The 26,024-nt window shown below is 65.3% G+C and carries 25 protein-coding genes; 7 read left to right on the top strand and 18 right to left on the bottom strand.

Annotation, left to right across the window (positions count from 1 at the left end):
• Window positions 1-99 precede the first annotated feature (99 nt).
• Window positions 100-795, top strand: coding sequence for an HAD family hydrolase (locus ACI6S0_RS03015; RefSeq protein WP_434405895.1), 696 nt, complete (start codon window positions 100-102; stop codon window positions 793-795).
• A gap of 73 nt (window positions 796-868) precedes the next feature.
• Here the strand turns inward: ACI6S0_RS03015 and ACI6S0_RS03010 are convergent, their stop codons facing one another.
• The 3 genes from ACI6S0_RS03010 to ACI6S0_RS03000 are packed head-to-tail and all read right to left on the bottom strand — an operon-like array spanning window position 869 to window position 2,901.
• Window positions 869-1,420 carry a GNAT family N-acetyltransferase gene (locus tag ACI6S0_RS03010; RefSeq protein WP_434404896.1) on the bottom strand — a complete coding sequence of 184 codons (552 nt, stop codon included), beginning with the start codon at window positions 1,418-1,420 and terminating at the stop codon, window positions 869-871.
• A complete protein-coding gene (locus tag ACI6S0_RS03005) occupies window positions 1,417-1,995 on the bottom strand; it encodes a thymidine kinase (RefSeq protein ID WP_004211282.1) in 579 nt (192 codons plus the stop codon). The genes ACI6S0_RS03010 and ACI6S0_RS03005 overlap by 4 nt, the downstream gene beginning before the upstream one ends.
• Before the next feature lie 9 nt (window positions 1,996-2,004).
• Window positions 2,005-2,901, bottom strand: a complete 897-nt coding sequence (locus ACI6S0_RS03000) for an alpha/beta hydrolase family protein (protein ID WP_434404895.1) — start codon at window positions 2,899-2,901, stop codon at window positions 2,005-2,007.
• Window positions 2,902-3,036: 135 nt separating this feature from the next.
• On the opposite strand from ACI6S0_RS03000, the gene ACI6S0_RS02995 reads away from it, so the two are divergent.
• The gene (locus ACI6S0_RS02995; RefSeq protein ID WP_434404894.1) at window positions 3,037-3,324 is read left to right on the top strand and encodes a hypothetical protein; all 288 of its coding nucleotides are present in this window, start codon (window positions 3,037-3,039) and stop codon (window positions 3,322-3,324) included.
• Window positions 3,325-3,359: 35 nt separating this feature from the next.
• Here the strand turns inward: ACI6S0_RS02995 and rbfA are convergent, their stop codons facing one another.
• The 10 genes from rbfA to ACI6S0_RS02945 form a co-directional block, all read right to left on the bottom strand.
• Window positions 3,360-3,761: a 30S ribosome-binding factor RbfA gene (gene rbfA, locus ACI6S0_RS02990; RefSeq protein WP_434404893.1), complete on the bottom strand. Its 402-nt coding sequence runs from the start codon at window positions 3,759-3,761 to the stop codon at window positions 3,360-3,362.
• 3 nt (window positions 3,762-3,764) lie between these two features.
• Window positions 3,765-4,139: a helix-turn-helix domain-containing protein gene (locus tag ACI6S0_RS02985; protein WP_017499900.1), complete on the bottom strand. Its 375-nt coding sequence runs from the start codon at window positions 4,137-4,139 to the stop codon at window positions 3,765-3,767.
• A complete protein-coding gene (locus ACI6S0_RS02980) occupies window positions 4,136-4,387 on the bottom strand; it encodes a type II toxin-antitoxin system RelE family toxin (RefSeq protein WP_017499899.1) in 252 nt (83 codons plus the stop codon). Before ACI6S0_RS02980 ends, ACI6S0_RS02985 begins: the two co-directional genes overlap by 4 nt.
• Before the next feature lie 79 nt (window positions 4,388-4,466).
• Window positions 4,467-7,094 carry a translation initiation factor IF-2 gene (infB, locus tag ACI6S0_RS02975; protein ID WP_434404892.1) on the bottom strand — a complete coding sequence of 876 codons (2,628 nt, stop codon included), beginning with the start codon at window positions 7,092-7,094 and terminating at the stop codon, window positions 4,467-4,469.
• 9 nt (window positions 7,095-7,103) lie between these two features.
• Window positions 7,104-7,817 carry a DUF448 domain-containing protein gene (locus ACI6S0_RS02970; protein WP_099230930.1) on the bottom strand — a complete coding sequence of 238 codons (714 nt, stop codon included), beginning with the start codon at window positions 7,815-7,817 and terminating at the stop codon, window positions 7,104-7,106.
• 63 nt (window positions 7,818-7,880) lie between these two features.
• Entirely contained in the window at window positions 7,881-8,114 is a 234-nt protein-coding gene (locus ACI6S0_RS02965) for a tautomerase family protein (RefSeq protein WP_037517753.1), read from the bottom strand.
• A gap of 6 nt (window positions 8,115-8,120) precedes the next feature.
• Complete coding sequence (nusA, locus tag ACI6S0_RS02960) at window positions 8,121-9,695, bottom strand: transcription termination factor NusA (RefSeq protein ID WP_004211271.1); 1,575 nt, start codon at window positions 9,693-9,695, stop codon at window positions 8,121-8,123.
• A gap of 13 nt (window positions 9,696-9,708) precedes the next feature.
• On the bottom strand, window positions 9,709-10,233 hold the full coding sequence (gene rimP / locus ACI6S0_RS02955) for a ribosome maturation protein RimP (protein WP_017499896.1): 525 nt from the start codon (window positions 10,231-10,233) through the stop codon (window positions 9,709-9,711).
• 158 nt (window positions 10,234-10,391) lie between these two features.
• Window positions 10,392-11,210: a proline dehydrogenase gene (locus ACI6S0_RS02950; RefSeq protein WP_434404891.1), complete on the bottom strand. Its 819-nt coding sequence runs from the start codon at window positions 11,208-11,210 to the stop codon at window positions 10,392-10,394.
• Between the two features lie 23 nt (window positions 11,211-11,233).
• Window positions 11,234-12,349 carry a GNAT family N-acetyltransferase gene (locus ACI6S0_RS02945; protein WP_434404890.1) on the bottom strand — a complete coding sequence of 372 codons (1,116 nt, stop codon included), beginning with the start codon at window positions 12,347-12,349 and terminating at the stop codon, window positions 11,234-11,236.
• Window positions 12,350-12,510: 161 nt separating this feature from the next.
• Here ACI6S0_RS02945 and ACI6S0_RS02940 point away from each other — a divergent pair, with 161 nt between their 5' ends.
• Together ACI6S0_RS02940 and ACI6S0_RS02935 are read left to right on the top strand one after the other, a co-directional pair.
• A complete protein-coding gene (locus ACI6S0_RS02940) occupies window positions 12,511-13,659 on the top strand; it encodes a PQQ-dependent sugar dehydrogenase (RefSeq protein ID WP_434404889.1) in 1,149 nt (382 codons plus the stop codon).
• 8 nt (window positions 13,660-13,667) lie between these two features.
• Window positions 13,668-14,354 carry a pentapeptide repeat-containing protein gene (locus ACI6S0_RS02935; protein ID WP_434404887.1) on the top strand — a complete coding sequence of 229 codons (687 nt, stop codon included), beginning with the start codon at window positions 13,668-13,670 and terminating at the stop codon, window positions 14,352-14,354.
• Between the two features lie 6 nt (window positions 14,355-14,360).
• Here the strand turns inward: ACI6S0_RS02935 and ACI6S0_RS02930 are convergent, their stop codons facing one another.
• Both ACI6S0_RS02930 and ACI6S0_RS02925 read right to left on the bottom strand, forming a co-directional pair.
• On the bottom strand, window positions 14,361-15,182 hold the full coding sequence (locus ACI6S0_RS02930) for a hypothetical protein (protein WP_434404885.1): 822 nt from the start codon (window positions 15,180-15,182) through the stop codon (window positions 14,361-14,363).
• Window positions 15,176-17,716, bottom strand: coding sequence for a TonB-dependent receptor (locus ACI6S0_RS02925; protein ID WP_434404884.1), 2,541 nt, complete (start codon window positions 17,714-17,716; stop codon window positions 15,176-15,178). The genes ACI6S0_RS02930 and ACI6S0_RS02925 overlap by 7 nt, the downstream gene beginning before the upstream one ends.
• Before the next feature lie 200 nt (window positions 17,717-17,916).
• Between ACI6S0_RS02925 and ACI6S0_RS02920 the strand changes: the two genes are divergently transcribed.
• Complete coding sequence (locus ACI6S0_RS02920) at window positions 17,917-19,029, top strand: NADH:flavin oxidoreductase/NADH oxidase (RefSeq protein ID WP_434404883.1); 1,113 nt, start codon at window positions 17,917-17,919, stop codon at window positions 19,027-19,029.
• Window positions 19,030-19,117: 88 nt separating this feature from the next.
• Here ACI6S0_RS02920 and ACI6S0_RS02915 read toward each other — a convergent pair whose 3' ends face one another.
• From ACI6S0_RS02915 to tpiA, 3 genes are all read right to left on the bottom strand, one after another.
• Window positions 19,118-20,749 carry a CTP synthase gene (locus ACI6S0_RS02915; protein ID WP_010337427.1) on the bottom strand — a complete coding sequence of 544 codons (1,632 nt, stop codon included), beginning with the start codon at window positions 20,747-20,749 and terminating at the stop codon, window positions 19,118-19,120.
• A gap of 90 nt (window positions 20,750-20,839) precedes the next feature.
• Window positions 20,840-21,217, bottom strand: a complete 378-nt coding sequence (secG, locus tag ACI6S0_RS02910) for a preprotein translocase subunit SecG (protein WP_004211256.1) — start codon at window positions 21,215-21,217, stop codon at window positions 20,840-20,842.
• A gap of 371 nt (window positions 21,218-21,588) precedes the next feature.
• Window positions 21,589-22,332, bottom strand: a complete 744-nt coding sequence (gene tpiA / locus ACI6S0_RS02905) for a triose-phosphate isomerase (protein ID WP_434404882.1) — start codon at window positions 22,330-22,332, stop codon at window positions 21,589-21,591.
• 211 nt (window positions 22,333-22,543) lie between these two features.
• Here tpiA and ACI6S0_RS02900 point away from each other — a divergent pair, with 211 nt between their 5' ends.
• Window positions 22,544-24,493, top strand: a complete 1,950-nt coding sequence (locus ACI6S0_RS02900; protein ID WP_434404881.1) for a SurA N-terminal domain-containing protein — start codon at window positions 22,544-22,546, stop codon at window positions 24,491-24,493.
• A gap of 1 nt (window position 24,494) precedes the next feature.
• Window positions 24,495-26,018, top strand: a complete 1,524-nt coding sequence (trpE, locus tag ACI6S0_RS02895) for an anthranilate synthase component I (RefSeq protein WP_434404880.1) — start codon at window positions 24,495-24,497, stop codon at window positions 26,016-26,018.
• Window positions 26,019-26,024 lie beyond the last annotated feature (6 nt).

Here is a 26,024-nt window from a genome sequence, read left to right as displayed (position 1 = left end):
TTCGAGCCTGTCGAGAAACGGAGGCTAATGGAAGGAAGGATGAAACGCCTCGACGATCAGCCATTTCCCCCTGCCCCGCGCTCGGCTATTCCCGCTCCCATGACGATCAAGCTCATCTGCCTCGATGCCGACGATACGCTGTGGCACAATATGCGCCATTTCAACGCGACCCAGGACGCGCTGACCGACATGCTGCAGCCCTTTGCCGATGTCGATGTGACGCGCGAACGGCTGATCGCCTGCGAGATCCGCAACCTGCCGCTCTATGGCTATGGCGCCAAGGGCTTCACCCTCTCGATGATCGAGGCGGCGGTGGAGCTGGCGGGCGAGCAGCTGTCGACCGCGATGATCCAGGACATATTGGCGGCGGGCCGCGCGCTGCTGGCCCATCCGGTCGAGCTGTTCGATGGGGTGGAGGAGACGCTGGAGCGGCTGGCGGACATCGGCCCGCTGGTGCTGGTGACCAAGGGCGACCTGCTGCACCAGGAAAGCAAGCTGGCGGCGTCGGGCCTGGGCGACCTGTTTTCCGGGATCGAGATTGTCAGCGACAAGAAGGTCGACACCTTCCGCACCTTGTTCGCCCGCCATGGCATCGCGCCCGAACAGGCGGTGATGGCCGGGGATTCGATGCGGTCGGACATATTGCCGGCACTGGAAGCCGGCGCCTGGGCCGCGTTCATTCCGCAGGAAGGCGCCTGGTCGCATGAGCGGGCACAGCCACCGATCGGCGCGGCCCGCTATACCCAGCTGGAGCGATTGGGCGAACTGCCCGACTGGATTGCCGGCTTAGATTGATATCGTCGTCGCGAGCGAAGCGTGGCGATCCATGGATTGCTTCGCTGCGCTCGCAATGACGAAACGTCAGACGTCAGACGGCGCGGGCGGCCCATTCGTCGGCGAGGATCGAGTAGATCACCGTGTCGCGGACATGGCCGGTCCAGGTGATGCGCTGCTTGCGCAATACGCCCTCGCGCACGGCGCCCAGCTTCTCCACCGCCTTTTGCGAGCGGATGTTGCGCGCATCGATGCAGAACTGGACGCGGGTAAAGCCACAGGCAAAGGCACGGGCCAGCAGTAGCGGCTTGATCCGGCCATTGAGCCCGGTGCCACGCACCGACGGCGTCATATAGGTGCCGCCCAGTTCCAGCCCATTATGCGCGGCATCGACATTGAGATAACCCGACATGCCGACCGGCTCGCCATCGGCCAGAATGAGAAACGTGTAGCGATTGGGCGTCGCCAGGATCGCGTCGAAGGTCGGATCGAAATCCGCGCCGGCAAGATGGTTGGGGTAAATCTCCCATACCGGATCGTCGATCGGGCAGATCGCGCGCAAGGCTTCGCGATGATGGTTCGCCAGTTGCTCCAGATAGAGGCCGGGCGCTTCGATCGGCGCCAGCAGATCGTCCATCCGGCTCATCCGCGCATCTGCTCGACAAAATGGCGACGGCACAGCGCCACATAACGGTCATTGCCGCCAATCTCGGTCTGGGCGCCCTGGCGGATCGCCCTGCCCGACGCATCCACGCGCAGGTTCATCGTCGCCTTGCGACCGCAGTCGCACACCGTCTTGATCTCGGTCAGCGCGTCGGCAAGGCCGAGCAGATGGGCGCTGCCCTCGAACAATTCCCCCTGAAAATCGGTGCGCAGGCCGTAGCAGAGAACGGGGATGCCGAGGCTGTCGCTGACCGCGGCGAGTTGCCAGACCTGATCGCGGGTCAGGAACTGCGCCTCGTCCACCAGCACGCAGGAGAGTGGCGTCGCGTCATGCTGGGCGGCGATAGCGGCAAGCATGTCGACGCCCGGCTCGAACAGATGCGCCTGCGCCTCCAGCCCGATGCGCGACGCGATCCGACCATGGCCGAAGCGATCGTCGACCGCCGCAGTCCACAGCATCGTCGCCATGCCGCGTTCCTGATAGTTGAAGCTCGATTGCAGCAGGGTCGTCGATTTGCCCGCATTCATCGAGCTATAATAGAAATAGAGCTTCGCCATGGCCGCGCTTTAGCGCAGCGTGGGCGCAACGCCAGCCAGGAAACGCACCAGCGCATCGGCGAGCGCGATCCGCTTGTCGGAGAAGCTGTGGTCGGTCGGCCAGACCATCAGGCGGGTGTTAGGATTGGCCGACTGGGCGTCCGCCCCCACCTTGCGCGCCATCGCGCCGATACCGCGATCCGCACCGATGATGATCAGCGGACGGCGGCCATAGCCGACCAGCTTGCGGCCGAGGTCGAACTTCTGCGTATCGCCCTTGATCTCGGCGGTCAGGCTTTCATAGCTGGCGCCGGCAAGCGGCGGCAGGTCGCCCGCCACCTCGGCCTTCCACCCTGCCTCCCCCTGTGGCGTCGCCAGCGACGCGACGGTCTGGGCCGGATCCCAGGGATCGATCAGGAACAGGCCGGCGACGCGCGGTTCGGCGGCGGCCGCCTCCGCCGCCATGAAGCCGCCCATGCTGTGGCCGGCGACCACGATCGCGCTGGTGTCGATGCGATATTTGGCGACGGTCGAGGCTTCCTCCAGGAACAGCAGCGCGTTGAACGCATCCTCCGCCGCATTGGTGAAGGAGAAGATGCCGGGGCTGCCCCATGATCCGCGATAATGAAGGGTCAGCACATTCCAGCCGGCACGACGCGCGGCCTGGGCCAGGTCCAGATTCTGCTCATTGCCGGGAAAGCCGTGGAGCAGCAGCAGGGTCGGATGCACGCCGCTACCCGCCGCGACATACATGACCGCATTCATCGCCCCCTCGCCCGAGGGAATGACGAACGCATCCATCCGCGCCGGGTTGGCGGCGTCGGGCGCGGGATCGGTAGTGACAGCGGGATGGATGGCGGGTTCACGGGCGATGGCGGGCGTAGCCAATGCCAAGGCGGCCATACTGATTATCCCGCTCATCTTCATGCGTTTGCCCCTCTTGATCTTCCGGTTCCGGGAAAGACGCTGTTAGCGCTGCCGCACCGTCGCGTCGACGCTGGAAACATTCCGCGACCGGACGAAATGTGGCAAGATGCTTCGCTCCTTTTCTGGAGCAAACACGTGACGAACGCGCAAGCCAGTAAAGCCTGTCTCTATCCCATCGTCCTCGTGCAGGACCGGTATAGCGGTGCCTATAGTGGCGGGGCATGGCTTGCACTGGCCGAGGGCGATCACTCCTGCGAGCAGGCTTCGCGGATAGGCTGGATCATGAGCCACGGCCCCAGCGGTAATGACCTGGAGGCAGCTGCGTTCTGGCAGGCGCATCCGGCCTGGATTGCTACAGGTAAAACGCCCGACGAGGCGATCGCACGTTTACGCGCTCAAAATTCCATCGCAGCCATGGCGTAGCCCTCCCCCGGAACAGCGCTCCGGGGGCCAGCCTTTCAATCTTCGCTCTCATCCTGTTCCAGATCGCGAGCGACCTTGGGATCGCGGAGCAGCTTGTCGATATGGCTGCCCTCGTCGAAGCTCTCGTCCGACAGGAATTTGAGCTTCGCCGCATATTTGAGGCGGATGCGGTGCGCGACTTCGCGCTGGAGATAGGCGGTGTTGGTGCGCAGCGCTTTGAGCACCGCTTCCTCATCCTTACCGAGCAGCGACTTGATGAAGACGGTGGCGTGGCGCAGGTCGGGCGACATGCGCACTTCGGTGACGCTGACCACATGCTGGCTCAGCACATCGTCATGCACGTCGCCGCGCTGGAGAATGTCGGAAAGGACATGGCGCACTTGTTCGCCGACGCGCAGCAGGCGGACAGAGGGGCCTTCGGATTGTTGGGCAGACATGGATCAGCTTTCTATCGTAATATCATCAATTGCCACGCCCAAAGCGCGTGCCAGCTTCATCCAGGTGCCGACCGATCCTTCACGCTTTACGCGCTCCAGATCACTCAGATAAGCTGCTGTCATCGGCACCCGCAGAGCGAGTTGCTCCAAGGTAAGGCCCCGATATTTCCGCCATGCGCGCAAGGGGCTATCCCCCGCCATGATCCGGTCAACCACGACAGCGGGAACATATTCCTCTCCCTCGTCACGGCGACGCGCAGCCTCAGCGGCCGCGACCATATCGGCCTTATCCTCAGCAACATCGACAAGTCGCTGATAATCCTCGACCGGCAGCATAGCGATCTTCTGACCCGCAATCTCGACAATCTGGACGGTCACGGGTTCACCTCATAAGCCGATCCGCGCGGCGCAATATCATCAATCCAAAGGATATCCTGTTCGAGACGAAAAATCACGCGCCAGTCCTGAACCCGCAAGCGATATTCCGGGCGCCCCTGAAGACGCTTCACATTGGCTTCCAGCGATGCGGGATCGTTCGCCAACTCGTCAATCTTCTGCCGAATAAGCGTTCGCTTGTTCGATCGCAGCAGCGCTCTCATCGCCGTCTTCGAGAAGCGGATATCCACATCCGCAAATTATAGGCACGGCAAAGGCCGGTCAAGAAATTTAGCTCACAGCTAAATTCCTCGACCGGCCTTCTGTAACTCACAGCGTGCGTGCGCGCTCTTCGACTTCGAACAGTTCGAGCGTATCGCCCGGCTTGATGTCGTTGGTGTCCTGCAGGACCGCACCGCACTCCATGCCGGCGCGGACTTCGGAGACATCGTCCTTGAAGCGACGCAGCGACGCGATGTTGGTGCGCGACACGATGACATCGTCGCGGGTGAGGCGCGCGGCCAGACCCTTGCGGATGATGCCGTCGAGGACGAGCAGACCAGCCGCCTTGTCCTTCTTGCCGGCCGGGAAGACCTGCAGCACCTCGGCGCGCCCGACGATCGTCTCGATCCGTTCGGGGGCGAGCTGGCCAGCCATTTCGCCGCGAACTTCCTCAAGCAGGTCGTAGATCACGTCATAGTAACGCAGGCTGATCTTCTCACGCTCGGCGAGCTGACGGGCCTTGGCATTGGGACGGACGTTGAAGCCGATCAGCGGCGCGCGGCTGGCAGCGGCCAGCGTGACGTCGCTTTCGGTGATCGCGCCGACGCCCGAATGCAGGATGCGGACCTTGATCTCGTCGGTCGAGATGCGGTTGAGCGAGGACACGATCGCTTCGACCGAACCCTGCACGTCGCCCTTCACCACCACCGGATATTCGATGACCTTGGTGTTCAGCGCCGAGAACATATGCTCGAAGCTGGTGGGGGCAGCCGTGGTGCGCTTCTTGGTCGCCTGTTCCTGACGATAGGCAGCGACTTCGCGGGCGCGGGCTTCATTCTCGACGACGGTGAGCTGGTCACCGGCCATCGGCACGCCCGACAGACCCAGAACCTCGACCGGGGTCGAGGGGCCGGCGGTCTTCACCTGCTGGCCCTTGTCGTTGATCATCGCGCGGACCTTGCCGCTTTCCGAACCGATGACGAAGGTGTCGCCGATCTTCAGCGTGCCCTTGCGGACCAGCACGGTCGCAACCGCACCACGGCCCTTGTCGAGCTGTGCCTCGATCACATTGCCTTCGGCGTCGCGATCGGGGTTGGCGGTCAGTTCCATGACCTCGGCCTGGAGCAGGATCTTGGTGATCAGTTCATCGAGGCCGGTCTTCTTGAGCGCCGACACTTCGACGTCCTGGACGTCACCGCCCATATCCTCGACCACGATTTCCTCGCTCAGCAGGCGCTCACGCACCTTCTGCGGGTTGGCGTCGGGCTTGTCGCACTTGTTGATCGCGACGATCATCGGCACGCCAGCAGCCTTGGTGTGGTTGATGGCTTCGATCGTCTGCGGCATCAGGCCGTCATCGGCCGCCACCACGAGGATGACGATGTCGGTGACGTTGGCGCCACGGGCACGCATTTCCGAGAAGGCTTCGTGGCCCGGCGTGTCGAGGAAGGTGATGAGATCACCGCTCTTCGTCTTCACCTGATAGGCGCCGATATGCTGGGTGATGCCGCCGCTTTCGCCGGCCACCACGTCGGTGCCGCGCAGCGCGTCGAGCAGCGAAGTCTTGCCATGGTCGACATGGCCCATGATGGTCACGACCGGGGCACGGGGCTTGAGCGTTTCGGGTGCGTCAGCCTCGCCTTCCATGCCGATTTCGACGTCGGCATCCGACACGCGCTGGATGCGGTGGCCGAATTCCTCGACCAGCAGCTCCGCCGTATCCTGATCGATCGGCTGGTTGAGCGTGACGGCGGTGCCCATCTTGAACAGGGCCTTGACCAGGTCCGCGCCCTTTTCGGCCATACGGTTGGCCAGTTCCTGCACGGTGATGCTTTCGGGCACCACGACGTCGCGGCTCTGCTTCTCGCGCGGCTGGCTGCCGCCCGAATAATGGGCACGACGTTCCTTCTCGCGAGCGCGCTTGAGCGCGGCGAGGCTGCGGGCACGGGCGCTGTCGTCGTCCGCAAGCGCGCGGGTGACGGTCAGCTTGCCGGACTGGCGGCGATTGTCATCGTTGCGCTTGGCACGATCGGGCTTCGCCGGCTCGGGGCGCTTGACCGGCGCGACCGGGGTGAAGCGGCGCGGCGGCGGCATGGTCGAGCTGGTCGTCGCCGGTGCGGCGGGCGCAGCCGGGGCGGCAGCGGCAGGCTCGGCTGCAGCAGCCGGCGCGGCCGGCGCTTCGACCGGCGCAGCCGGCTTGGCGGCTTCGGCGACCTTGGCCTGCTCGGCGGCTTCGGCAGCCTTGGCGGCCTCGACCTCGGCATTTTCGGCAGCCTGGCGATTTTCCTCGGCGCGGCGCTTTTCTTCCTCGCTGGCGGCAAGGCGTGCAGCATCCTCACGGCGGCGCGCATCTTCCAGGGCGGCCATGCGGGCTTCCTCGGCCTCGCGCAGCAGCTTGGCCTGCAGTTCCTGACGCGACATCAGGCTCTGCGGCGGCGCCTGGCGCACGGGGGCGGGCTGCGGCGCGCGCTGCTGCGGCGCAGGCGCGGCGGGACGGGGCGCGACCGGCGCAGCGGGTGCCGCCGGCGTCGGATCAGCCTGGGGCGCAGCAGCGGGCGCAGCGCCGGTGCTTTCACCCGGCTTGCCCATGGGGACGCGGCGCCGCTTCACCTCAACCACGACCGTGTTCTTGCGGCCATGGCTGAACTGCTGCTGCACCTGACCGGACTCGACCGTGCGCTTGATCCCCAGCGGCTTGCGGCCCAGAACCGGCTTGTCTTCGTTGCTGTCACTCATCGACTATGTTTAACCCTTCACATCATCATCAGCCGGCGCAGCCGCCGACGCATCATTCCATGCAGCCTCATGCGCCTGCGCATCGGCGGAGTCCTGCTCCCCATGCACCGGCGCCCCGGTAGCGCATCCCAGATAGCTTTCCAAGCGGCCCAGAGCCGCACGCAGGCGCACTGTCGCCCGCGAGTCGGTCACCGCGATATGGACGACATTGTCGCGCCCCATTGCCATAGATAGGGCGTGCCGGTCCACAGGCAAGACGATGCCCGCAAGATCCGTGCCTTCCGCTTCCTGTCCCACGCGCAAGGCCTGGTCCAGTTTTCGATTGCCGTCCGTGCCCGCATCGGCGGCATGGAGCAGCATTTTCACCATGCCCTTGCGGCATGCGACGTCGATCTTTTCCGATCCAGTCAGCAGCATGGAGGCGCGAGCCTCCAGCCCCAGGCGGCTGAGCAGATCCTGCCGCAGCCCGGCCTCCACCAGATCGGGAAGATTGTCGGGAATTTCAAGAGCGCCTTCCTTGAAGGCGCGGGCGAGCGCGCCCTTGAGCTTGCCCTTGGCCAGCGCCGTTTCCAGCTCGGCCCGCGACACGCCGATCCAGGCGCCCCGGCCCGGCGCCTTGGCGCGGACGTCGGGCAGAACCTGTCCTTCAGGGCCGATGGCCAGGCGGATCAGCGTTTCGGGATCGGCGCGGTCGCCACTCAATATGCATTTGCGTTCGGTCATGCGCGCCCCTCCGCCAAAACGGACAAAAGGGCAAGACCAACGCTGTCGAGTAGGCTTATTCTCTCATCGGGGAGTGTCCGCAGCATTGGCGTCCTCCCTGGCTGGAGAAAGGGCGCGGTCGGCGATCAACTGACCGCCGGCCGCATAATTTTCGGTCGAGACTTCCGAGATCACGATCTGGACGGCAGCCGCCGGCTTTCCCAGCCGCTCCACGAGCGACTGGGTGACGTCAGCAACGATCGCGGCTTTCTGCTCGCGAGTCGCGCTACCGGCCAGGCGGATGTCGACGAAAGGCATCTTGGCTTACGCTTCCTCGCCTTCGAACCAGTGGGCGCGAGCGGCCATGATGATCTCATTGCCCTGCTCGTCGCTCAGGCCATAGGCAGCCAGGATGCCGCCCTTGTCCTCATTGCCGCTGTCCGACTTGCGACGACGCTGATCGACGCGCTTCTTCTGCACCAGTTCGTCGGTGGCCAGATCGGCGAGATCGTCGAGCGTCTTGACGCCAGCCTTGCCGAGCGTGACCAGCATCGCTTCGGTGAGGTGCGGCATGTCGGCCAGCGCGTCCTCGACGCCCAGTGCCTGACGCTCTTCACGGGCAGCCTGTTCGCGACGGTCGAGCGCTTCCTGCGCGCGGCTCTGCAGCTCGGCAGCCAGGTCCTCGTCGAAACCTTCGATCCCGGCCAGTTCCTCGACGCTGACATAGGCGACTTCTTCCAGCTCACCAAAGCCTTCGGCGACCAGCAGCTGCGACAGCGTCTCGTCCACGTCCAGCTCGTTCTGGAACATTTCCGAACGGCTGACGAATTCCTTCTGGCGCTTCTCGCTGGCGTCGGCCTCGGTCATGATGTCGATCGCCTTGCCGGTCAGCTGGCTGGCGAGGCGGACATTCTGGCCGCGGCGGCCGATGGCGAGCGACAGCTGATCGTCGGGGACGACGACTTCGATGCGCTCTTCTTCCTCGTCGATGACGACGCGGGCGACCTGGGCCGGCTGCAGCGCGTTGACGACGAAGGTCGCGGTATCTTCCGACCAGGGGATGATGTCGATCTTTTCGCCCTGCATTTCCTGCACGACGGCCTGAACGCGGCTGCCCTTCATGCCGACGCAGGCGCCGACCGGATCGATGCTGCTGTCACGGCTGATGACGCCGATCTTGGCGCGCGAACCCGGATCGCGGGCGGCGGCCATGATGGTGATGACGCCATCATAGATTTCGGGCACTTCCTGCGCGAACAGCTTCTTCATGAATTCGGGGTGCGCGCGGCTGAGGAAGATCTGCGGGCCACGATTTTCGCGACGCACGTTCAGCACGACCGAACGGATGCGGTCGCCGACGCGAACCACTTCGCGCGGGATCTGCTGGTCGCGGCGGATCACGCCTTCGGCGCGGCCCAGATTGACGACGACATGACCGAACTCGACCGACTTGACGACGCCGGTGATGATTTCACCCACGCGGTCCTTGAACTCGTCGAACTGACGCTCGCGCTCGGCGTCGCGGACCTTCTGGAAGATCACCTGCTTGGCCGACTGGGCGTCGATACGGCCGAGGTCGATCGCGGGCAGCGGATCGACGATGAAGTCGCCGACCACGGCGTCCTTCTTCAGCTTGGCGGCCTGCTTGAGGTCGACCTGCTTGAAATAATCCTCGACCACCTCGACGACTTCGACGACGCGCCACAGGCGCAGGTCGCCGCTGTCCGGGTCCAGCTTGGCACGGATGTCATTCTCGGCGCCGTAACGGGCACGGGCGGCGCGCTGGATCGCATCTTCCATCGCCTCGATGACGATCGCCTTGTCGATCATCTTCTCGCTGGCGACGCTGTTGGCGATCGCGATCAGCTCGGCCTTATTGGCGGAAATGGCGTTGGCCATGACGATAAAACCCTTATTCCTCGGTTTCGAACTCGTCCGCCCCATCGGAGGAGAGCGGCATGGTAGCAGAAATCAGTGCATCGGTCAGCATCAGCTTGGCATCGCCGACCAGCGCGAACGGGATGGTGACATCGCCGGCCTTGGCATCCTGGAACAGGATATCCTCACCCTCGACGCCCTTGAGGATGCCACGGAAGCTCTTGCGCCCCTCGACCACTTCGGTCGCAGCGATCTTCGCTTCATGGCCCGCCCATTCGAGAAAATCGTGCAGGCGGGTCAGCGGCCGGTCGATACCGGGCGAGCTGACTTCCAGACGATAGGCTTCCTCGATCGGGTCGACTTCATCCATCACGTCGGACAGGCGGCGCGAGATCGCGGCGCAATCCTCGATGACCAACTGCTTGGTCTTGGGGTCTTCGGCCATGATCTGCAGCGTATATTCGTCGCCCGATCCGAACAGCTTGATGCGCACGAGGTCGAACCCCAGGGCTTTTACCTCGGGCTCGATCAATGCGGTCAGTTCGGCGATGTCCGCCATGGATACTCCAGAAATCAGATAGGCCAGAAATATATAGCTGCTTGTTGCCGCCGCAGGCTTGGTGCCTGCGACCCTGACATGTGTGACGATGTAAGGAAGCAATATCCATATAGGCAGGTTGCCAATGACCTGCAACATCTTTCGTAAAATGCGCTATTTCAGGGGTCTGCGCGGCCTGTCCAGTCGCGCCACATCCACGCCAGCAGATAGGGCCGGGCCAGCGCCCGGTCCAGCGCATAGGGAATCCAGCCGGGACCGAACGGCACATAGAGGCGCACCGGCACCCCCTGCCCCCGCGCCACCGCCCGGCAGCGGCGGCCCGGAAGGCCCCGCAACTGTTCCAGGCTGCACGGCGTGCCGGCGTTACGCAGCAGGGCCAGCGCCCGGTCGGCCAGCGCGGGGCGATGGGTGGCGATCGCGACCGGCGCCACGCGGCCGGCCAGCGCTTCGACCAGCGTCAGATAGGCGGCATCGGGATCGACCGCATCGCCCGCCGGATCGGGCCACTCCCCGCGCACGATACGGACCGGCGCGCTGCTGTCGCGCAGCCGGACCGCGTCGGCCTGACTGCGCTGCCAGCGGGCGGGTAGGACGATGCCGGTATCGGGAAAGTCGGGCAGCAGCCGTTCGAGCGCCGCCAGCGTCTCGTCCGCATCCTGCGGGCCATGGGCGTCGAACACCAGCGACAGGCCGGACTTGCGCGCAATCTGCGCCAGTTCGCGCAGGCTGACCGGATCGAAGCGCAGTGGCGGCGCCTTCACCGACAGGCTGAGGTCCAGGCCGCGCGCCCGCTGCGCCACCCGCGCATAGGCGGCCATGATCGACGAGGGATCACCCCCCGCCCCTTCGAAATAGCCGATCGTGGTGGCAGCGCCGGCGCGGGCCTGTTGCCGGGCGATCGCCACGGCATGGGGGGCGTCGGGTGCCGGGATGACCCGGCCCAGCGCAGCCGGAAGAGCATAACGCGTGTCCCGCAACAGGCGCCAGGCCGCCCCGCCCCTCACCGCAGCAGCAGCCGTTGCCGCGACCAGACAATAGCGTCCGCCGCAAAGGCCGCCGCGCCGCGCAGATTATAAGGATAGGTGCGCAACTGGACGCAGTCATGCTCCGTCTGGGTCCAGAGCTTGCGAATCCAGGGTTCGGCGACGCCGAGAAATTCGAAACTGTGCAGCCGCGCCTGCGCCGCCCAGCCGATGGCATGGAGCATCAGCAGTCCGCCGGGCGAACAGGCATTGAAGGCCGCGTCATGGCCGATCTTGAACAGCCAGTAGCGGCCGTTCCACAGCACCGCCACCTGCATCGCGATGGCGCGGCCGTCGATCCGCAGGAAGGAGATGCGCAGATCGCCGCGCTGCGCCACGGCGCGGAAGAAAGCGCGGAAGATCGCCGCCTGACGCGGGTCGGTGGCGATGGCGGTGCCCGCCTCGCTCTTCCAGCCCAGCGCCTCGACCGCGACAGCCTCGTCGAACAAAGCATCGAAATTGTCGGCGTCCGGCGCCAGCGTCTCGCATTGGAGCAGGCCGCACCCTTCCGCCTTGCGCCGGGCGCGACGGAAGTCGGAGCGGCGACCGGCGTTGAAGCGGCCTTCCGGGTCGCGCCAGCCCTCATCAAGCGCGATATGGGGACAGGCCATCGCCGGCCGCACGACCAGCCGCCCGCGCCGCCGCAGCGCCCGCGCCAATGCGGGAATCAGGGGCGATCCGGCCGATATGCGATCGAGCAGCAAGGGATGCGGCAAATGCGCGATCGTGCCGGCCAGCGCATCGGCGGCCGCCGTCCCGTTGCACAGCATGTCGCCAGGTTCATAGATTTCGCGCGCGCCGATCATCCGCCAGCGGGCCAGCGCGCCACCATCCCGGCACAGCGGCAGCAGCGCGACCAGATCGCCCCCCGCCCAGACCGTCATGATGCGACTTGGCCCGGCGGCAATAAGCTCGTTCAGCGTGGCGGCGAACAGGCGGGTCTGGGTCGGCCAGTCGGCGCGTGCCTCCAGCCTTTCCCAGGCGCGGGCAAGCACGGTCGAATCCAGCGCGTCGGCAAGGCATAGCGGCTCGACGCGCAAGGTGCCTGCCTGCGCGCACGCAGCATCGAAATCCGATACGCCGTGCAGCACCATATTCCCCCTCTTGCCGCCCCGGTCTCTAGCGGCAGAAGCTTAAGAAATCGGCTGATCGCCGATGAGGCTTGCATCCATGCCCGCATCCGGTGGAGGATGCGGGCATGGAACCCCCGCCGAAAATCGGCTTTCCCCCGCGAATATTATAACAGGAGTTTCCCATGCTGCGCGTGATGGCCGTCACTCTCCCCCTCGCCCTGCTGGCCTGTTCGGCGGACAACGCGACCGGCCAGAATGCCGGTGCGACCACTGGGGAAAAGCCGTTCAAGACATCGGTGATCGCCGATTTCGAATCGCCCTGGGCGATGACCTTCCTGCCCGACGGGCGAATGCTGATCACCGAAAAGGCCGGTGAGATGATCCTGTTCGATCCGAAGAACGGCACCAAGATCCCGGTCGCCGGCATCCCCAAGGTCGACAGCGAGGGTCAGGGCGCGCTGATGGACATCGTCCCCTCCCCGACATTCGCGCAGGACAAGAAGGTCTATTTCAGCTTTTCCGAAGCCGGTGAGGGGAACCGCGCCGGTGGCAAGGGCGTGGCGCTGGCCACCGGCATCTTCGACCAGGCGAGCAACGGCACGACCAGGCTGGCCGACGTGAAGGTCATTTTCCGTGCCAGCGATTATGTCGAGGGCAATGGCCATTACTCGGGCCGCATCGCTTTCTCGCCGGACGGCAAATATCTCTTCTTCACCAATGGCGAGCGACAGAAGTTCGAACCGGCGCAGGATCCCAAATCGACCTTGGGCAAGGTATTGCGCCTCAATCTGGACGGCACGCCGGCGGCGGGCAATCCGCTGGCCGCCAAGGGCTTCAACCCGGCGGTCTGGTCCTATGGCCATCGCAATCTTTTGGGCATCGCCTTCGACAAGGACGGGCGTCTGTGGGAACAGGAAATGGGCCCCAAGGGCGGCGACGAGGTCAATTTGATCAAGCCGGGCCTCAACTATGGCTATCCGCGCGTGTCGAACGGCGATCATTATGACGGCCGCGACATTCCCGATCACAAGCCCGGCGACGGCTATGAGGCGCCGAAGGTCTGGTGGAATCCGGTGATCTCGCCGGGCGGCCTGATCTATTATTCGGGCGACCTGTTCCCGCAATGGAAGGGATCGCTGTTCATCGGCGGCCTGTCGAGCCAGTCGCTGGTGCGGGTGAAGCTGGACGGCGAGAATGCGGAAAAGGCCGACCAGTGGGATATGGGCGCGCGCATCCGCGAGGTTGAACAGGGGCCGGACGGCGCGCTGTGGCTGCTGGAGGATGGCGGCAAGTCGCAGGGCCGCCTGCTCAAGCTGACGCCCAAGGCATAGACGGCGGCATGACCGACATGGATGCCCTGCCCGCGCGCAACGGGCAACAACTGGCGCGCGCCGACATCATGGCGCTGGCGGGCACGCCCCACGCCCTGATCGACTGCGATCTGGAGGCGGCGGAACTGACGCAGCTCGACCTTACCGGCTGGCAGTTCGAGCGCTGCAACCTGCGCAATGCCGATCTGGCCGGCGCCATGCTGGAGCGCACGCGCTGGCAGGGCTGCCGCGGCGGCGGCGCGAATTTCACCGGCTGCGACCTCAGCGACGCGGTGCTGACCGGATGCGACTTCAACAATGTCGTGATGCGGCGGGCGCGGCTGGAGGGCGCCCGGCTGGCCCAGTGCAAGCTGACCGGCGCCGACCTGTCGGACCTGCGCGCGCTGGAGATCGACATGGCCGAATGCCTGCTGATCGACGCGCGCCTGCCTGGCCTGTCCTTCCGCAAGCAACGGCTGAGCCGCATCGATTTTTCGCAGGCGGACCTGCGCAAATGCGATTTCCGCATGGCCAGTTTCGAAGGCTGCAGCCTGCGTGAGGCGATGCTGGACGGTGCCCGGTTCGAGGGCGCCGACCTGCGCGGCGCGGACATAGGCGGCGTGCATCTGGGCGATGCCAGCCGTTTTCGCGGCGCCACCATCTCGCGCGACCAGGCCGGCGAACTGCTCGCCGAACTGGGGCTGAAGGTGCGCTGATCCCTCCTATCGAACCGGCGGCATCTCGCTCGCCACCATCTCGCCAGCACCCCGGCCGATCGACCAGAGGCGGCGCGGCGCCTTGGGATCCCAGTCGATCGCCTGGCCCGGCGTCGCGATGCCGAGCGTCCCGACATGCTCCAGCACCGATCCCGCCTCGGGCAGTTTCAGCGCATAGACTTCGGGCCGGTCATGCCCGGTGGCGTAGATCAGGCCGTCTGCGCCCCAGCTAAGGCCGGAACAGCTTTTGGGCGCGAAGCGGGCCAGCACGTCGGCCGGGAACGCCCAGCTTTCCTCCGCCCGGAAAGCATCGTCCATCCGCACCAGCAGCGTATAGCGATAATCGTGCCCAGGCTCGCCGCCCTTGCCCTCATAATTGGCGAAGACCGCCCACCATTTGCCGTCATGGCGATCCATCACCGTCAGCGATCCGGGGCCAAAGCCCAGGCTGACGCTGCGGACATGTTTCAGCGTCTTCGTGTCGAAAATCTCGACTGCGCTGGTCTGCGGCACGGCGGGATAGTTGGACGCGGCGCAGACCAGTTCGACGCCGACCACGGTGCAGCTGTTCATGTGCGGATAAAGGCGGCGCTCCCCCTGCCACTGCGCCACGCGCTGTCCGTCGGCAATGCGATATTTGCCGATCCGGTCATTGTCGATCGCATAGACATAGGTGCCGTCCGACGCCGCGCCCTGATGCGCTTCCGGCGCCTTGATCCGCAGGCTGACGGGGGATGGCGGCGGCGACGGGGCATCCGCCGGCGACTGGGCGATCGCTCCGCCCGCCAGCGCCAGCAGCGCGGTTCCGACAAGCAGCGTTCTTACCATTTGACCGAGGCCCCGACATAGAAGGTGCGACCATAGCGTTCATTCTGGATCACCCAGTCGCGCACGCCGCCCTGATATTGGCGGGTCGGCTCGTCGGTCAGATTCTGCCCTTCGGCAAAGAGGCGCACATTCTTCGTCACATCCACCCCGATCTTCGCGTCCAGACGACGCAGATCGTCATTATACTGGTCATTGAGGCGGATATCACCCGCCGACAGCAAGGCGCGGCCGGTATGATGATAGGCGACCGACGCTTCGACGATACCCTTCTGGTAGAAGAGCTGCGCCCCCCAGAGCAACTTGGACTGTTCTGGGAAGGCGACGGTGCCACGGTCCGGCATGCGCAAGCTGGAGTCGATCAGGGTGAGGTTGAGGTTCATGCCAAGACCCGAGAGCAGGCCCGGCAGGAAGGTGAACTGCTGCTGCCAGGCGGCTTCCAGGCCGATGATATCGCCCTTGTCGGCGTTGAGCGTCTGGCTGAAATTGATCCGGTCATAGGCGACACCGCCAAAGCTGCCGTCATTGATGGTATAGCTTTGCGTGAAGATCGGGTTGCGGATGAACTTGGCGAAGGCGCCGACGCTGATCAGGCCGCCGGGCGCGAAATACCATTCGGCCGACATGTCGAGATTGTCCGCGACATAGGGCTTGAGCGCCGGATTGCCGCTCGACACGCTGATCTCGTCCGCGCCCTCCACCGTGACGGTGCCGCCCGGCGACAGGTCGGCATAGCTGGGCCGGCCGATGCTGCGCGAATAGGCAAGGCGGAAGACGGTGTCGTGCGACGGGGTCACGCGCACCACCAGACTGGGCAGCCAGTTGGTATAGCGGGTGCGGCCCGACGTCGGGCGGACGACGTCGCCTTCCAGCAGATAGCCGTCAATGTCCAGTTCGGTCCGCTCGACCCGTAGGCCGCCCGTGACCGACAGCGCGCCAAAGTCCAGATTGACCATGGCATAGCCGGCATAGACATTCTCGCTGAGGTCGAAATCGCTCAGCGTTTCATTGGCCAGGCTGGTCGCTTCGTTGAGCACGAACTGCGCGCCGCCCAGCTGGCCCTGGGTATAGGCATCGACAAGGTCGGCATCGATCACCGGGCCGAGGAAATAATTGCGGCCATCGCCCAGCTTCACGATGACGGTGTCGCCAGACAGGCCATCCAGGGTGAAGCGGTTGGCGCTGCTGCCGCGCGCATAGACGTCATTGGAGGAATCGAAGCGCTTGTCGGTCCAGCGGCCATTGGCGCCGAACTTGACGAAGCTGTTCTGGCCGATCGTCGGCAGCTTGCCGGTCAGGTCGAGCCGGCCCTGCCAGGTCTTTTCCAGGCCATATTCATCCTGCGCCGAATATTGGCGGAAGCCCAGGTCCGACGGATCGAGATAGCCGCCGACCGGCACGGCGCTGAACAGCTTGTCCGAAAAATCGACCGCGACCGCGCCGGGATTGCCCCGGAACTGCCAGAGCTGATTGGGTTCGATCACTTCGTTGCGGGTGCGTGCCGCGCCGAAATCGAGCGACCAGTTGTCGGTCAGGTCCGCCGTGCCGCCGGCCATGAAGGACAGGACCGACTTTTCCTTATATTCCAGCCGCAGGTCGGAACGCTGCTCGCTGGTGGAGGCAATGCCGGTCAGGCCATTGGCGTCCCAGTCGATATCGGAGAAATCGAGCCGGAAGCGCTGGCGATATTCATCCTCGGAGAATTTGGAATAGATGCCGCGGACATAGAGCTGGACGCTCTCGCCGCGCCAGTCGAACGAGCCGGCCGCACCGATCCGCTCGCGCTTGAGGCGATAGTCATTATATTTGATGTTGACCGGCACGGCCCCGCGCGCGGCATCGGCGTCGGGCGTCCAGTCATCGGGATAGATGCCATAGCTGGTATAGGTGCGGTCGGAATAGCTGGCGCCCAGCAGGATACCGAACTGTTCGTCCGCGCCGAAGCGGGTACCGATGGTGACATCGCCCTTGATCGGCTGGTCGCCCTTGCGCAATTCCTGATAGCCGACCTGCCCGTTCGCCTGGAAGATGAAGCGATCGTCGAAGTCGAAGGCGGTCTGGGTGACGAGGTTGATGGTCGCGCCGATGCCCTGGCCGGTCAGGTCGGCGGTCTTCACCTTGGCGACCTCCACCTGCTTCAGGAGCTGGCCCGACAGGATGTCGAGCGGCAGGCGCCGGTCGAGCCCGTCGGGATTGCCGATCTCGAAGCCGTTGATGGTATAGCCGTTGAGGCTGGAGGGCACGCCGCGCACCGCGACATAGCGCCCCTCGCCCTGGTCATATTGGACGCCGACGCCGGGCAGGCGTTCGACCGCTTCGGCCACATTCTTGTCGGGAAGCTGGCCCATATCGTCGGACGCGGTCACATCGACGATGCCCAGCGCCGCCCGCTTCTGATCGATGGAACGCTGCAACTGCGCGCGCTGGCCGGTGACGACGATGCCGCCTTCCTCCTCGGGCAGCGGCTGCTGCGCATGGGCGGTGCCGGCGATTGCGAGTGCGAACAGGCTGATGGATGCCGCAAAAATCCTGGTCATGATCGAATCCCCTCTGGTCGGGGTCGCGATTAGGAAAGCTGCGCGACAGCGGCGTTTCCGAAGCGCTGCACCATGATGACCGATTGATGACGCTTTGAAGAACAAGCCATCTTGCGACCGCGAGAGGCGCCCCCTTTCGGCCGCCCGGCCGGCTTCCTATCTTGCGGGCCTTCTCTCCCTCTCCCCTTCTGGAGACCTGCATGAGCGCCCCCAAGCTGTTCCAGCCCTTCGATGTCGGCGGCCTTGCCCTCGACAACCGCATCGTGATCGCACCGATGTGCCAATATTCCGCCGTCGATGGCGAGATGAACGACTGGCACCTCATTCATCTCGGCCAGCTTGCCCTGTCCGGTGCCGCGCTGCTGACGATCGAGGCGACCGCCGTGCTGCCCGAGGGGCGGATCAGCCATGCCGATGTCGGCCTGTGGGACGATGCGACGCAGACGGCAATGCAGCGCGTACTGGACGGCGTGCGGCGCCACAGCGACATGCCCATCGCAATCCAGCTCGGCCATGCCGGGCGCAAGGCATCCACCGAAGTGCCATGGCAGGGCGGCGCGCAGATCGCGCCCGATGCGGCCAATGGCTGGCAGACGGTCGCCCCCTCCGCCTTGCCCTTCACGCCGGGCACCAACGCGCCGATGGCGCTGGACAAGGCCAGGATCGATCGGCTGCGCGACGCCTTCGTCGCGGCGGCGAAGCGGGCTGACGCGATCGGCATCGATGCGGTGCAACTCCATGGCGCGCATGGCTATCTGCTGCACCAGTTCCTCTCGCCGCTCTCCAACCAGCGCGACGATGATTATGGTGGCAGCCTGGAAAACCGGATGCGGTTGCCGCTGGAGATTTTCGACGCGGTGCGCGCCGCGTTCCCGGCGCACAAGCCGGTGACGATGCGGGTATCTGGCACCGACTGGGTCGATGGCGGCTGGGACATCGAGCAGACGATCGCTTTCGCCAAGGCACTGGAAGCGCGCGGCTGCAGCGCCATCCATGTGTCGAGCGGCGGGCTCGACCCGCGTCAGGATATTCCGGTGGGGCCAAGCTATCAGGTGCCGCTGGCCCGCGCGGTCAAGCAGGCGGTCGACATGCCGGTGATCGCCGTTGGCCTGATCACAGATTTCGAGCAGGCCGAAGCGATCATCGGCACCGGCGACGCGGACCTGATCGCGATCGCCCGCACCATTCTCTATGATCCGCGCTGGCCCTGGCATGCGGCGGCCCATCTGGGCGCAAGCGTGAAGGCCGCGCCACAATATCTGCGCTGCCAGCCGCGGCAATATCGCAATCTCTTCGACGCGCCGAAGGGCTGAAACGAAAAACGGGGCCTTTCGGCCCCGTTTATCCTTTTTTTGCGCGTTTTCCGAGTTAGCAGGCGATCCCGCCTGCTTCGAAAACGCTTTATACCAACCGGCTCTGCTTGACCGCCGCTTCGATGAAGCTGGCGAAGAGCGGATGCGGATCGAACGGCTTGGACTTGAGTTCCGGGTGGAACTGCACGCCCACGAACCAGGGATGGTCAGGCCGCTCGACGATTTCGGGCAGCGTGCCGTCCGGCGACATGCCCGAGAAGATCAGGCCGCCCTTTTCCAGCGGTTCGCGATAGCCGGCATTGACCTCATAGCGGTGGCGGTGACGCTCGCTGATGTCGTTGCTGCCATAGATGCCGGCGACGACGCTGTTGCCCGCGAGCTTGGCCGGATAGGCACCCAGACGCATGGTGCCGCCCAGATCGGTCTCGGCGGTGCGCTTCTGCAGGCCTTCCTTGCTCATCCACTCGGTGATGAGGCCGACGACCGGCTCGCTGGTTTCGCCGAACTCGGTGGTCGAGGCATTCTCGATCCCTGCCGTGTTCCGCGCGCCCTCGATGCAGGCCATCTGCATGCCGAGACAGATACCGAAGAAGGGCACGTCGCGTTCGCGCGCGAACTTGACCGACGCGATCTTGCCTTCCGATCCGCGCACGCCGAAGCCGCCGGGGACGAGGATGCCGTGCATCGGTTCGAGGCTGGCGGCGAGGTCGTCGCCCTTCTCGAACAGTTCGGCGTCGATCCACTTGATGTTGACCTTCACCCGGTTGGCAAGGCCGCCATGGTGCAGCGCTTCGTGCAGCGACTTGTAGGCGTCGAGCAGGCCGACATATTTGCCGACCACGCCGATCGTCACTTCGCCCTCGGGGTTGAGCTGGCGATCCATGATGTCGGTCCAGCGGTCCATCGACGGCGCGGGCGCATCGGTGATGCCGAAGGCGCGCAGCACTTCATTGTCGAGACCCTCAGCATGATATTGCTCGGGCACGGCATAGATGCTCTTGGCGTCGAGCGCCGGAATGACCGCCTCGGGACGGACATTGCAGAAGAGGGCGATCTTCTTGCGCTCGCTTTCGGGCAGCGGATGTTCGGCGCGGCACAGCAGGATGTCGGGCTGGATGCCGAGCGAAGTCAGTTCGCGCACGCTGTGCTGGGTCGGCTTGGTCTTCAGTTCGCCCGCCGCCGCGAGATAGGGCACCAGGGTCACATGGACGAAGATCGACTGGCCGCGATCCAGATCATTATGGAGCTGGCGAATCGCTTCCATGAAGGGCAGCGATTCGATGTCGCCGACGGTGCCGCCGATTTCGCACAGCACGAAGTCGAGATCGTCGGTCTCCGCCGTGGCGAACGCCTTGATCTCGTCGGTGACGTGCGGGATGACCTGGACGGTCGCGCCCAGATAGTCGCCGCGCCGTTCGCGCTGGATGATGGTCTGATAGACCCGGCCCTGGGTGACATTGTCCGACTGGCGCGCCGACACGCCGGTAAAGCGTTCATAATGGCCAAGATCGAGGTCGGTTTCCGCCCCGTCGTCGGTCACATAGACTTCGCCATGCTGATAGGGCGACATCGTGCCCGGATCGACGTTGAGATAGGGGTCGAATTTCCGGATTCGCACGCGATAGCCCCGCGCCTGCAACAGCGCTGCCAAGGATGCGGCCATGAGGCCCTTACCAAGCGAGGAGACCACGCCGCCGGTGATGAAAATATACCGCGTCATGGGAGAAGAGGCTTAGCCTTATACAAACGAGTTGAGCAAGCGCGCGAATCCGCACGCTCGCAAAAAATATGGCGATGAACGACGAAAAGGTCAGTTAGCGAGCGGAACTGCGCCGTTCGCTGCCGAACCATTGCCGGCGGCACTGGCCGCACCGGCCAGCGGGTCGGCGTTGCCGGTTGCGGGCGCCGGGGCCTGCGTGGCGGGAGCCGACTTGACCAGCGAGGTGTCGATGTCGCCGCCGGCATGACGGACCGAGGCGATGACCGCCAGGGTGATCGACAGCAGGACGAAGATGGTCGCCAGGATCGTGGTCGAACGCGTCAGGAAATCCGCCGCGCCGCGCGCCGACATCAGCCCGGCCGGGCTGCCACCGACGCCCAGACCGCCACCTTCCGACTTCTGCATCAGAATGACGGTGACCAGCAGGGCAGCGACGATCGCCTGCACGACGAGAAGGAAGGTGAACATGCGGGTTCTTTTCTGTCCAATGAAGGAATGCGTTGGCGCGCACATAGCGATGATGGGCGGCCGGGGCAACCGGCGAGCCGGTCGATATGAACGAAGGCACGGATGAGGGCGCGTGCAGAGGGCGCTGCGGATGGCTTGCAATGGCCCATATAATCAAGTCTGGGCAGTAAAAGAACCGTTCGGGCTGAACGGAGCGAGGCAATAGCTTCGCCTTCGCTCAGCAGCGCCCTTCGACTTCGCTCAGGGCAAACGGAGTGAAGAGGGCAAACGGAGTGAAGATAGTCAGCCCCTTCAACGCACAGCCAGCAACGAGCCCGACTCGCATCAGGCCAGAATGCCCCCTCTTCCGCACGAAGAGAGGGCGCTCCGCATCAATCCGCGGCGGCGATCACCGGTTCGAACTTGGCGGCCGACAGGCTGGCGCCGCCGACCAGGCCGCCGTCCACGTCCGGCAGGGCCATGATTTCGGCGGCATTGTCGCCGTTCATCGATCCGCCATAGAGGATGCGCATGGCGTCGGCCTGATCCTGGCCGATCCGACTGGCAAGCGCAGCCCGCAAGGTGGCGTGCATCGACTGGATCGCCTCCAGCGTCGGGATGCGGCCGGTGCCGATCGCCCAGATGGGTTCATAGGCCACAGCCAGCCAGTCGGCGCTCGCGCCGTCAGGCAAGGATGCCAGCAACTGGGCGGTCACGACCGCATCGGCGTCACCCGCGTCCCGCACCGCCAGCGTTTCGCCCACGCACAGGATCACCTTCATGCCCGCGGCATGGGCGGCGACCGATTTGGCGGCGACATCGGCGTTGGTCTCGCCGCGCGTCTCGCGCCGTTCGCTATGGCCGGTGATGACCCAGGTCGCCCCCGCCTCGATCAGCATCTCGGCCGACAGCGATCCGGTATAGGCGCCGCTCAATTCCATATGGCAATTCTGGGCGCCGATGAAGGCCGCGCCCTTCAGCTGCGACCCGGCCATGATCAGCGTGGCCGGCAGGCAAAGCCCGACTTCCACCGCCGGATGCTGCGCGGCGAGCTTGCCGATCGCCTCCACCTCGTCGAGATGCGCGCGCATCCCGTTCATCTTCCAGTTGCCGACCACCAGCTTGCGCCTGCTCATCGGTCCATGTCCCCTTGTGATTATTGCTGCACGTGCCCGCAGCGGGTCCCCACGGCATGCGCCGCGTCTCCTGGTTCCGCTTTCAGGCAATCAAGCCGATGGACGGCGATGCAGCATTTGTCCAGACCGTCCGCCACGGCCGCACTTGCCGCCGGGTCGATCCGCCCCTAAAGCGGGCCGCCATATCGCCGCATAAAAACCGGACATTCTCATGCTCTCTGTCTTCCGCAGTTTCATCCGTTCCAAATTCGGCGCCTTTTTCGCGATCCTCTTTCTGGGGTTGATCGCGGCGGCGTTCATCCTGGGCGACATTTCCAGCGGCAAGTTCGGGAGCGGCCTGGGCGGCGGCGACACCGTCGCCAAGGCCGGCGGTTCCAAGCTGCGCATGAGCGAGCTGCAGGACCGCATCCAGCGCGTGTTCGAAAATGCGCGCCGCGAAAATCCCGGCATGCAGATCGGCGATTTCTTTGCCCAGGGTGGTGGCAAGCAGGTGTTCGACCAGCTGGTCGCCGCGCTGACGCTCAAGCAGTTCGCCAGCGATCAGGGCGTCCATATCAGCAAGCGGCTGGTCGATGCGCAGATCGCGCAGATCCCCGCCTTCCAGGACGCGGCCGGCAATTTCAGCCAGGATAATTTCCGCGCCCTGCTGCAGCGCGAGCGGATCAGCGAACAGTCGCTGCGCGACGATATCAGCCGTGAAATCCTGCAGCGCCAGCTGCTGGCCCCGGTCGGCCTGGGCGTGAAGCTGCCCGACAGCGTGGCGCTGCCCTATGCGTCGCTGCTGCTGGAGGAACGCCAGGGTACGATCGCCGCGATCCCGGCCGCCGCCTTCCTGGACGCCAAGGAGCCGACCGACGCGCAGGTCGCCGATTTCTACAAGAAGAATGCCGCGCGCTACACCATCCCGGAACAGCGCCGCATCCGCTATGCCGTGATCGACAGCGAGCGTTTCGCCCAGGCGGCCCAGCCGACCGAGGCGGAAATCAACGCCGCCTACAACCAGAACAAGGCGGCCTATGCCGCCAAGGAAAATCGCAGCGTCGAACAGCTGGTGCTGCCGACCCAGGCGGGCGCCAAGGCGATCGCCGACCAGGTGAAGGCCGGCAAGACGCTGGCCGCCGCGGCGCAGAGCGCGGGCCTTGCCGTGTCGACCCTGACCGACCAGAGCCGCGAGGCGCTGGCCGCCACCGCGTCCAAGCCGGTCGCCGACGCCGCCTTTGCCGCCAAGCAGGGCGAACTGGTCGGCCCGGTCCGTGGTTCGCTCGGCTGGATCGTGCTGCGCGTCACCGCACTCAACAATGTCCCGGCTCGTGCGCTGGCGTCGGTGCGTGATGAGATCATCGCCACGCTGCGCACCCAGAAGGAAAAGCAGCTGCTGACCGACTTCACCGGCAAGATCGAGGACCAGATCGCCAATGGCGGCACCTTCGAGGAAGTCGCGAAGGATAATGGCCTGAAGCTGGAAACCTCACCGCTGCTGGTGTCGACCGGCAAGCAGGTGGAAGACGAAACCTATCAGCCCAATAGCGACCTGCAGCCGCTGCTGGCCCCCGTCTTCGCGATGAGCGCCGACGATGATGCCCAGCTGGTGCCGATCACCGCCGACAAGCGCTATGCGCTGGCCGCGCCGGGCGACATCGTCGCCCCCGCCCCGCCGCCGCTCGCCAAGATCAAGCCGCTGGTCGTGGCCCAGTACAAACTGAGCCAGGGCTATGAGAAGGCGCAGAAGGTCGCCGAGGACATCCGCGCCAAGGTCGCCAAGGGCACCAAGCTCGCCGATGCGCTGGCCCAGGCCGGCGTCAAGCTGCCGGCGCCGCAGGTCGTGGGTGGGCGTCGCGCCGACCTGATGCGCGGTCAGCAGCGCCCGCCGGCGGAAATCGCCATCCTCTTCTCGATGGCGGCCAACAGCGTGAAGACCCTGCCGATCGGCCAGGATCGCGGCACCTTCGTGGTGCAATTGAACGCCATCAAGCGTGGCGACGCCGCCGGTCAGCCCGAATTGCTGAACCAGGTCCGCACTCAGCTGGGCGACGTCGTGGGCGAGGAATATGGCGCCCAGTTCGAGCGCGCGATCGAGAAGGACATGGGCGTGACCCGCAAGGCGAACGCCGTGGCCGAAGCCCGGAAGGCGCTGTCCGCCACCAATAGCGGCGAGCAGTAAGATGGCGGCGCAGGGGGGAATGGTGGACGGCACGGCCGTCGCTCGCGCGGCACTGGCACAGGGCCGTTCGGGTCTGGTGTGGCGGCGGCAGATTGCCGACACCGACACGCCGATCTCCGCTGCGCTCAAGCTGTTCGAGCCGGATCGCGGCGACTTCCTGCTGGAATCGGTCGAGGGCGGCGCGGTGCGTGGCCGCTACAGCCTGATCGGCCTGGCCCCCGACCTCGTCTATCGCGCCGAGGGCGCCAAGGGCGAGATCAACCGCCAATGGGCGACCGATCGCGACGCCTTCGTCCCGGCCGAACAGGATGCGTTGCAGGCGCTGCGCGCACTGGTCGCCGAATGCCGCGCCGATCTGGACCCCGCCCTGCCGGCAGCGCTCGCCTGCCTGGTCGGCTATTTCGGCTATGAGACGGTGGGCCTGGTCGAAAAGCTGCCCCGCCCCGCTGCCAACGACATCGCCCTGCCCGACATGCTGTTCGTGCGGCCGACCGTCATCCTGGTGTTCGATCGCCTGGCCGACGCCCTGTTCCTGGTCGCCCCGGTATGGAAGGATCAGGCCGCCGACGCCGACAAGGCCATCGCGCAGGCGCTGGAGCGGATCGACGCGACCGCCGCGCGCCTGGCCGCGCCGCTGCCGGCCGTGCCCGCCCCGTCCGACATTGCCGAGATCGACGTGACGCCGGTGCTGGAGCCGGGCCGCTACGCGCAGATGGTCGATCGCGCCAAGGACTATATCGTCGCGGGCGACATCTTCCAGGTGGTGCTGGCGCAGCGCTTCACCAGCCCCTTCACTTTGCCGCCGATCGCGCTCTATCGCGCGCTGCGCCGGATCAACCCATCGCCCTTCCTCTATTATCTCGACCTGCCCGGCTTTGCGCTGATCGGGTCCAGCCCGGAAATTCTGGTCCGCGCCCGCGATGGCGAAGTGACGATCCGGCCGATCGCCGGCACCCGCCCGCGCGGCAAGAATGCGGTCGAGGATGCCGCCAACCGCGCCAGCCTGCTCGACGATCCCAAGGAACGGGCCGAGCATCTGATGCTGCTGGACCTGGGCCGTAACGATGTCGGCCGCGTCGCCAGTGCCGGCAGCGTCACCGTGACGGAAAGCTATACGGTCGAATTCTACAGCCATGTGATGCACATCGTGTCGAACGTGGTCGGCCGGCTGGCGCCCGAAAAGGATGCGATCGACGCGCTGTTCGCGGGCTTCCCCGCCGGCACCGTGTCGGGCGCCCCCAAGGTCCGCGCCTGCGAGATCATCGCCGAGCTGGAGCCGGAAACGCGCGGCGCCTATGCCGGCGGCGTCGGCTATTTCGGCCCGGACGGCAATATGGACAGCTGCATCGTGCTGCGCACCGCCGTGCTGAAGGATGGCGTGATGCACGTCCAGGCCGGCGCCGGCATCGTGGCCGATTCGACCGCCGAATATGAGCAGCGCGAATGCGAGGCGAAGAGCGGCGCCCTGCTCGCTGCCGCGCGCGAAGCCGTCAGCCTGGCCAAGCAGGCCGGCTACGGGCAGTAACCACCT

Origin of the sequence: Sphingobium sp. DN12 (assembly GCF_051058005.1) — a bacterium.
GTDB classification, from domain to species: domain Bacteria; phylum Pseudomonadota; class Alphaproteobacteria; order Sphingomonadales; family Sphingomonadaceae; genus Sphingobium; species Sphingobium yanoikuyae.
Note: the sequence above shows the minus strand (reverse complement) of the source record. Positions and strands in the feature narration are given on the sequence as shown.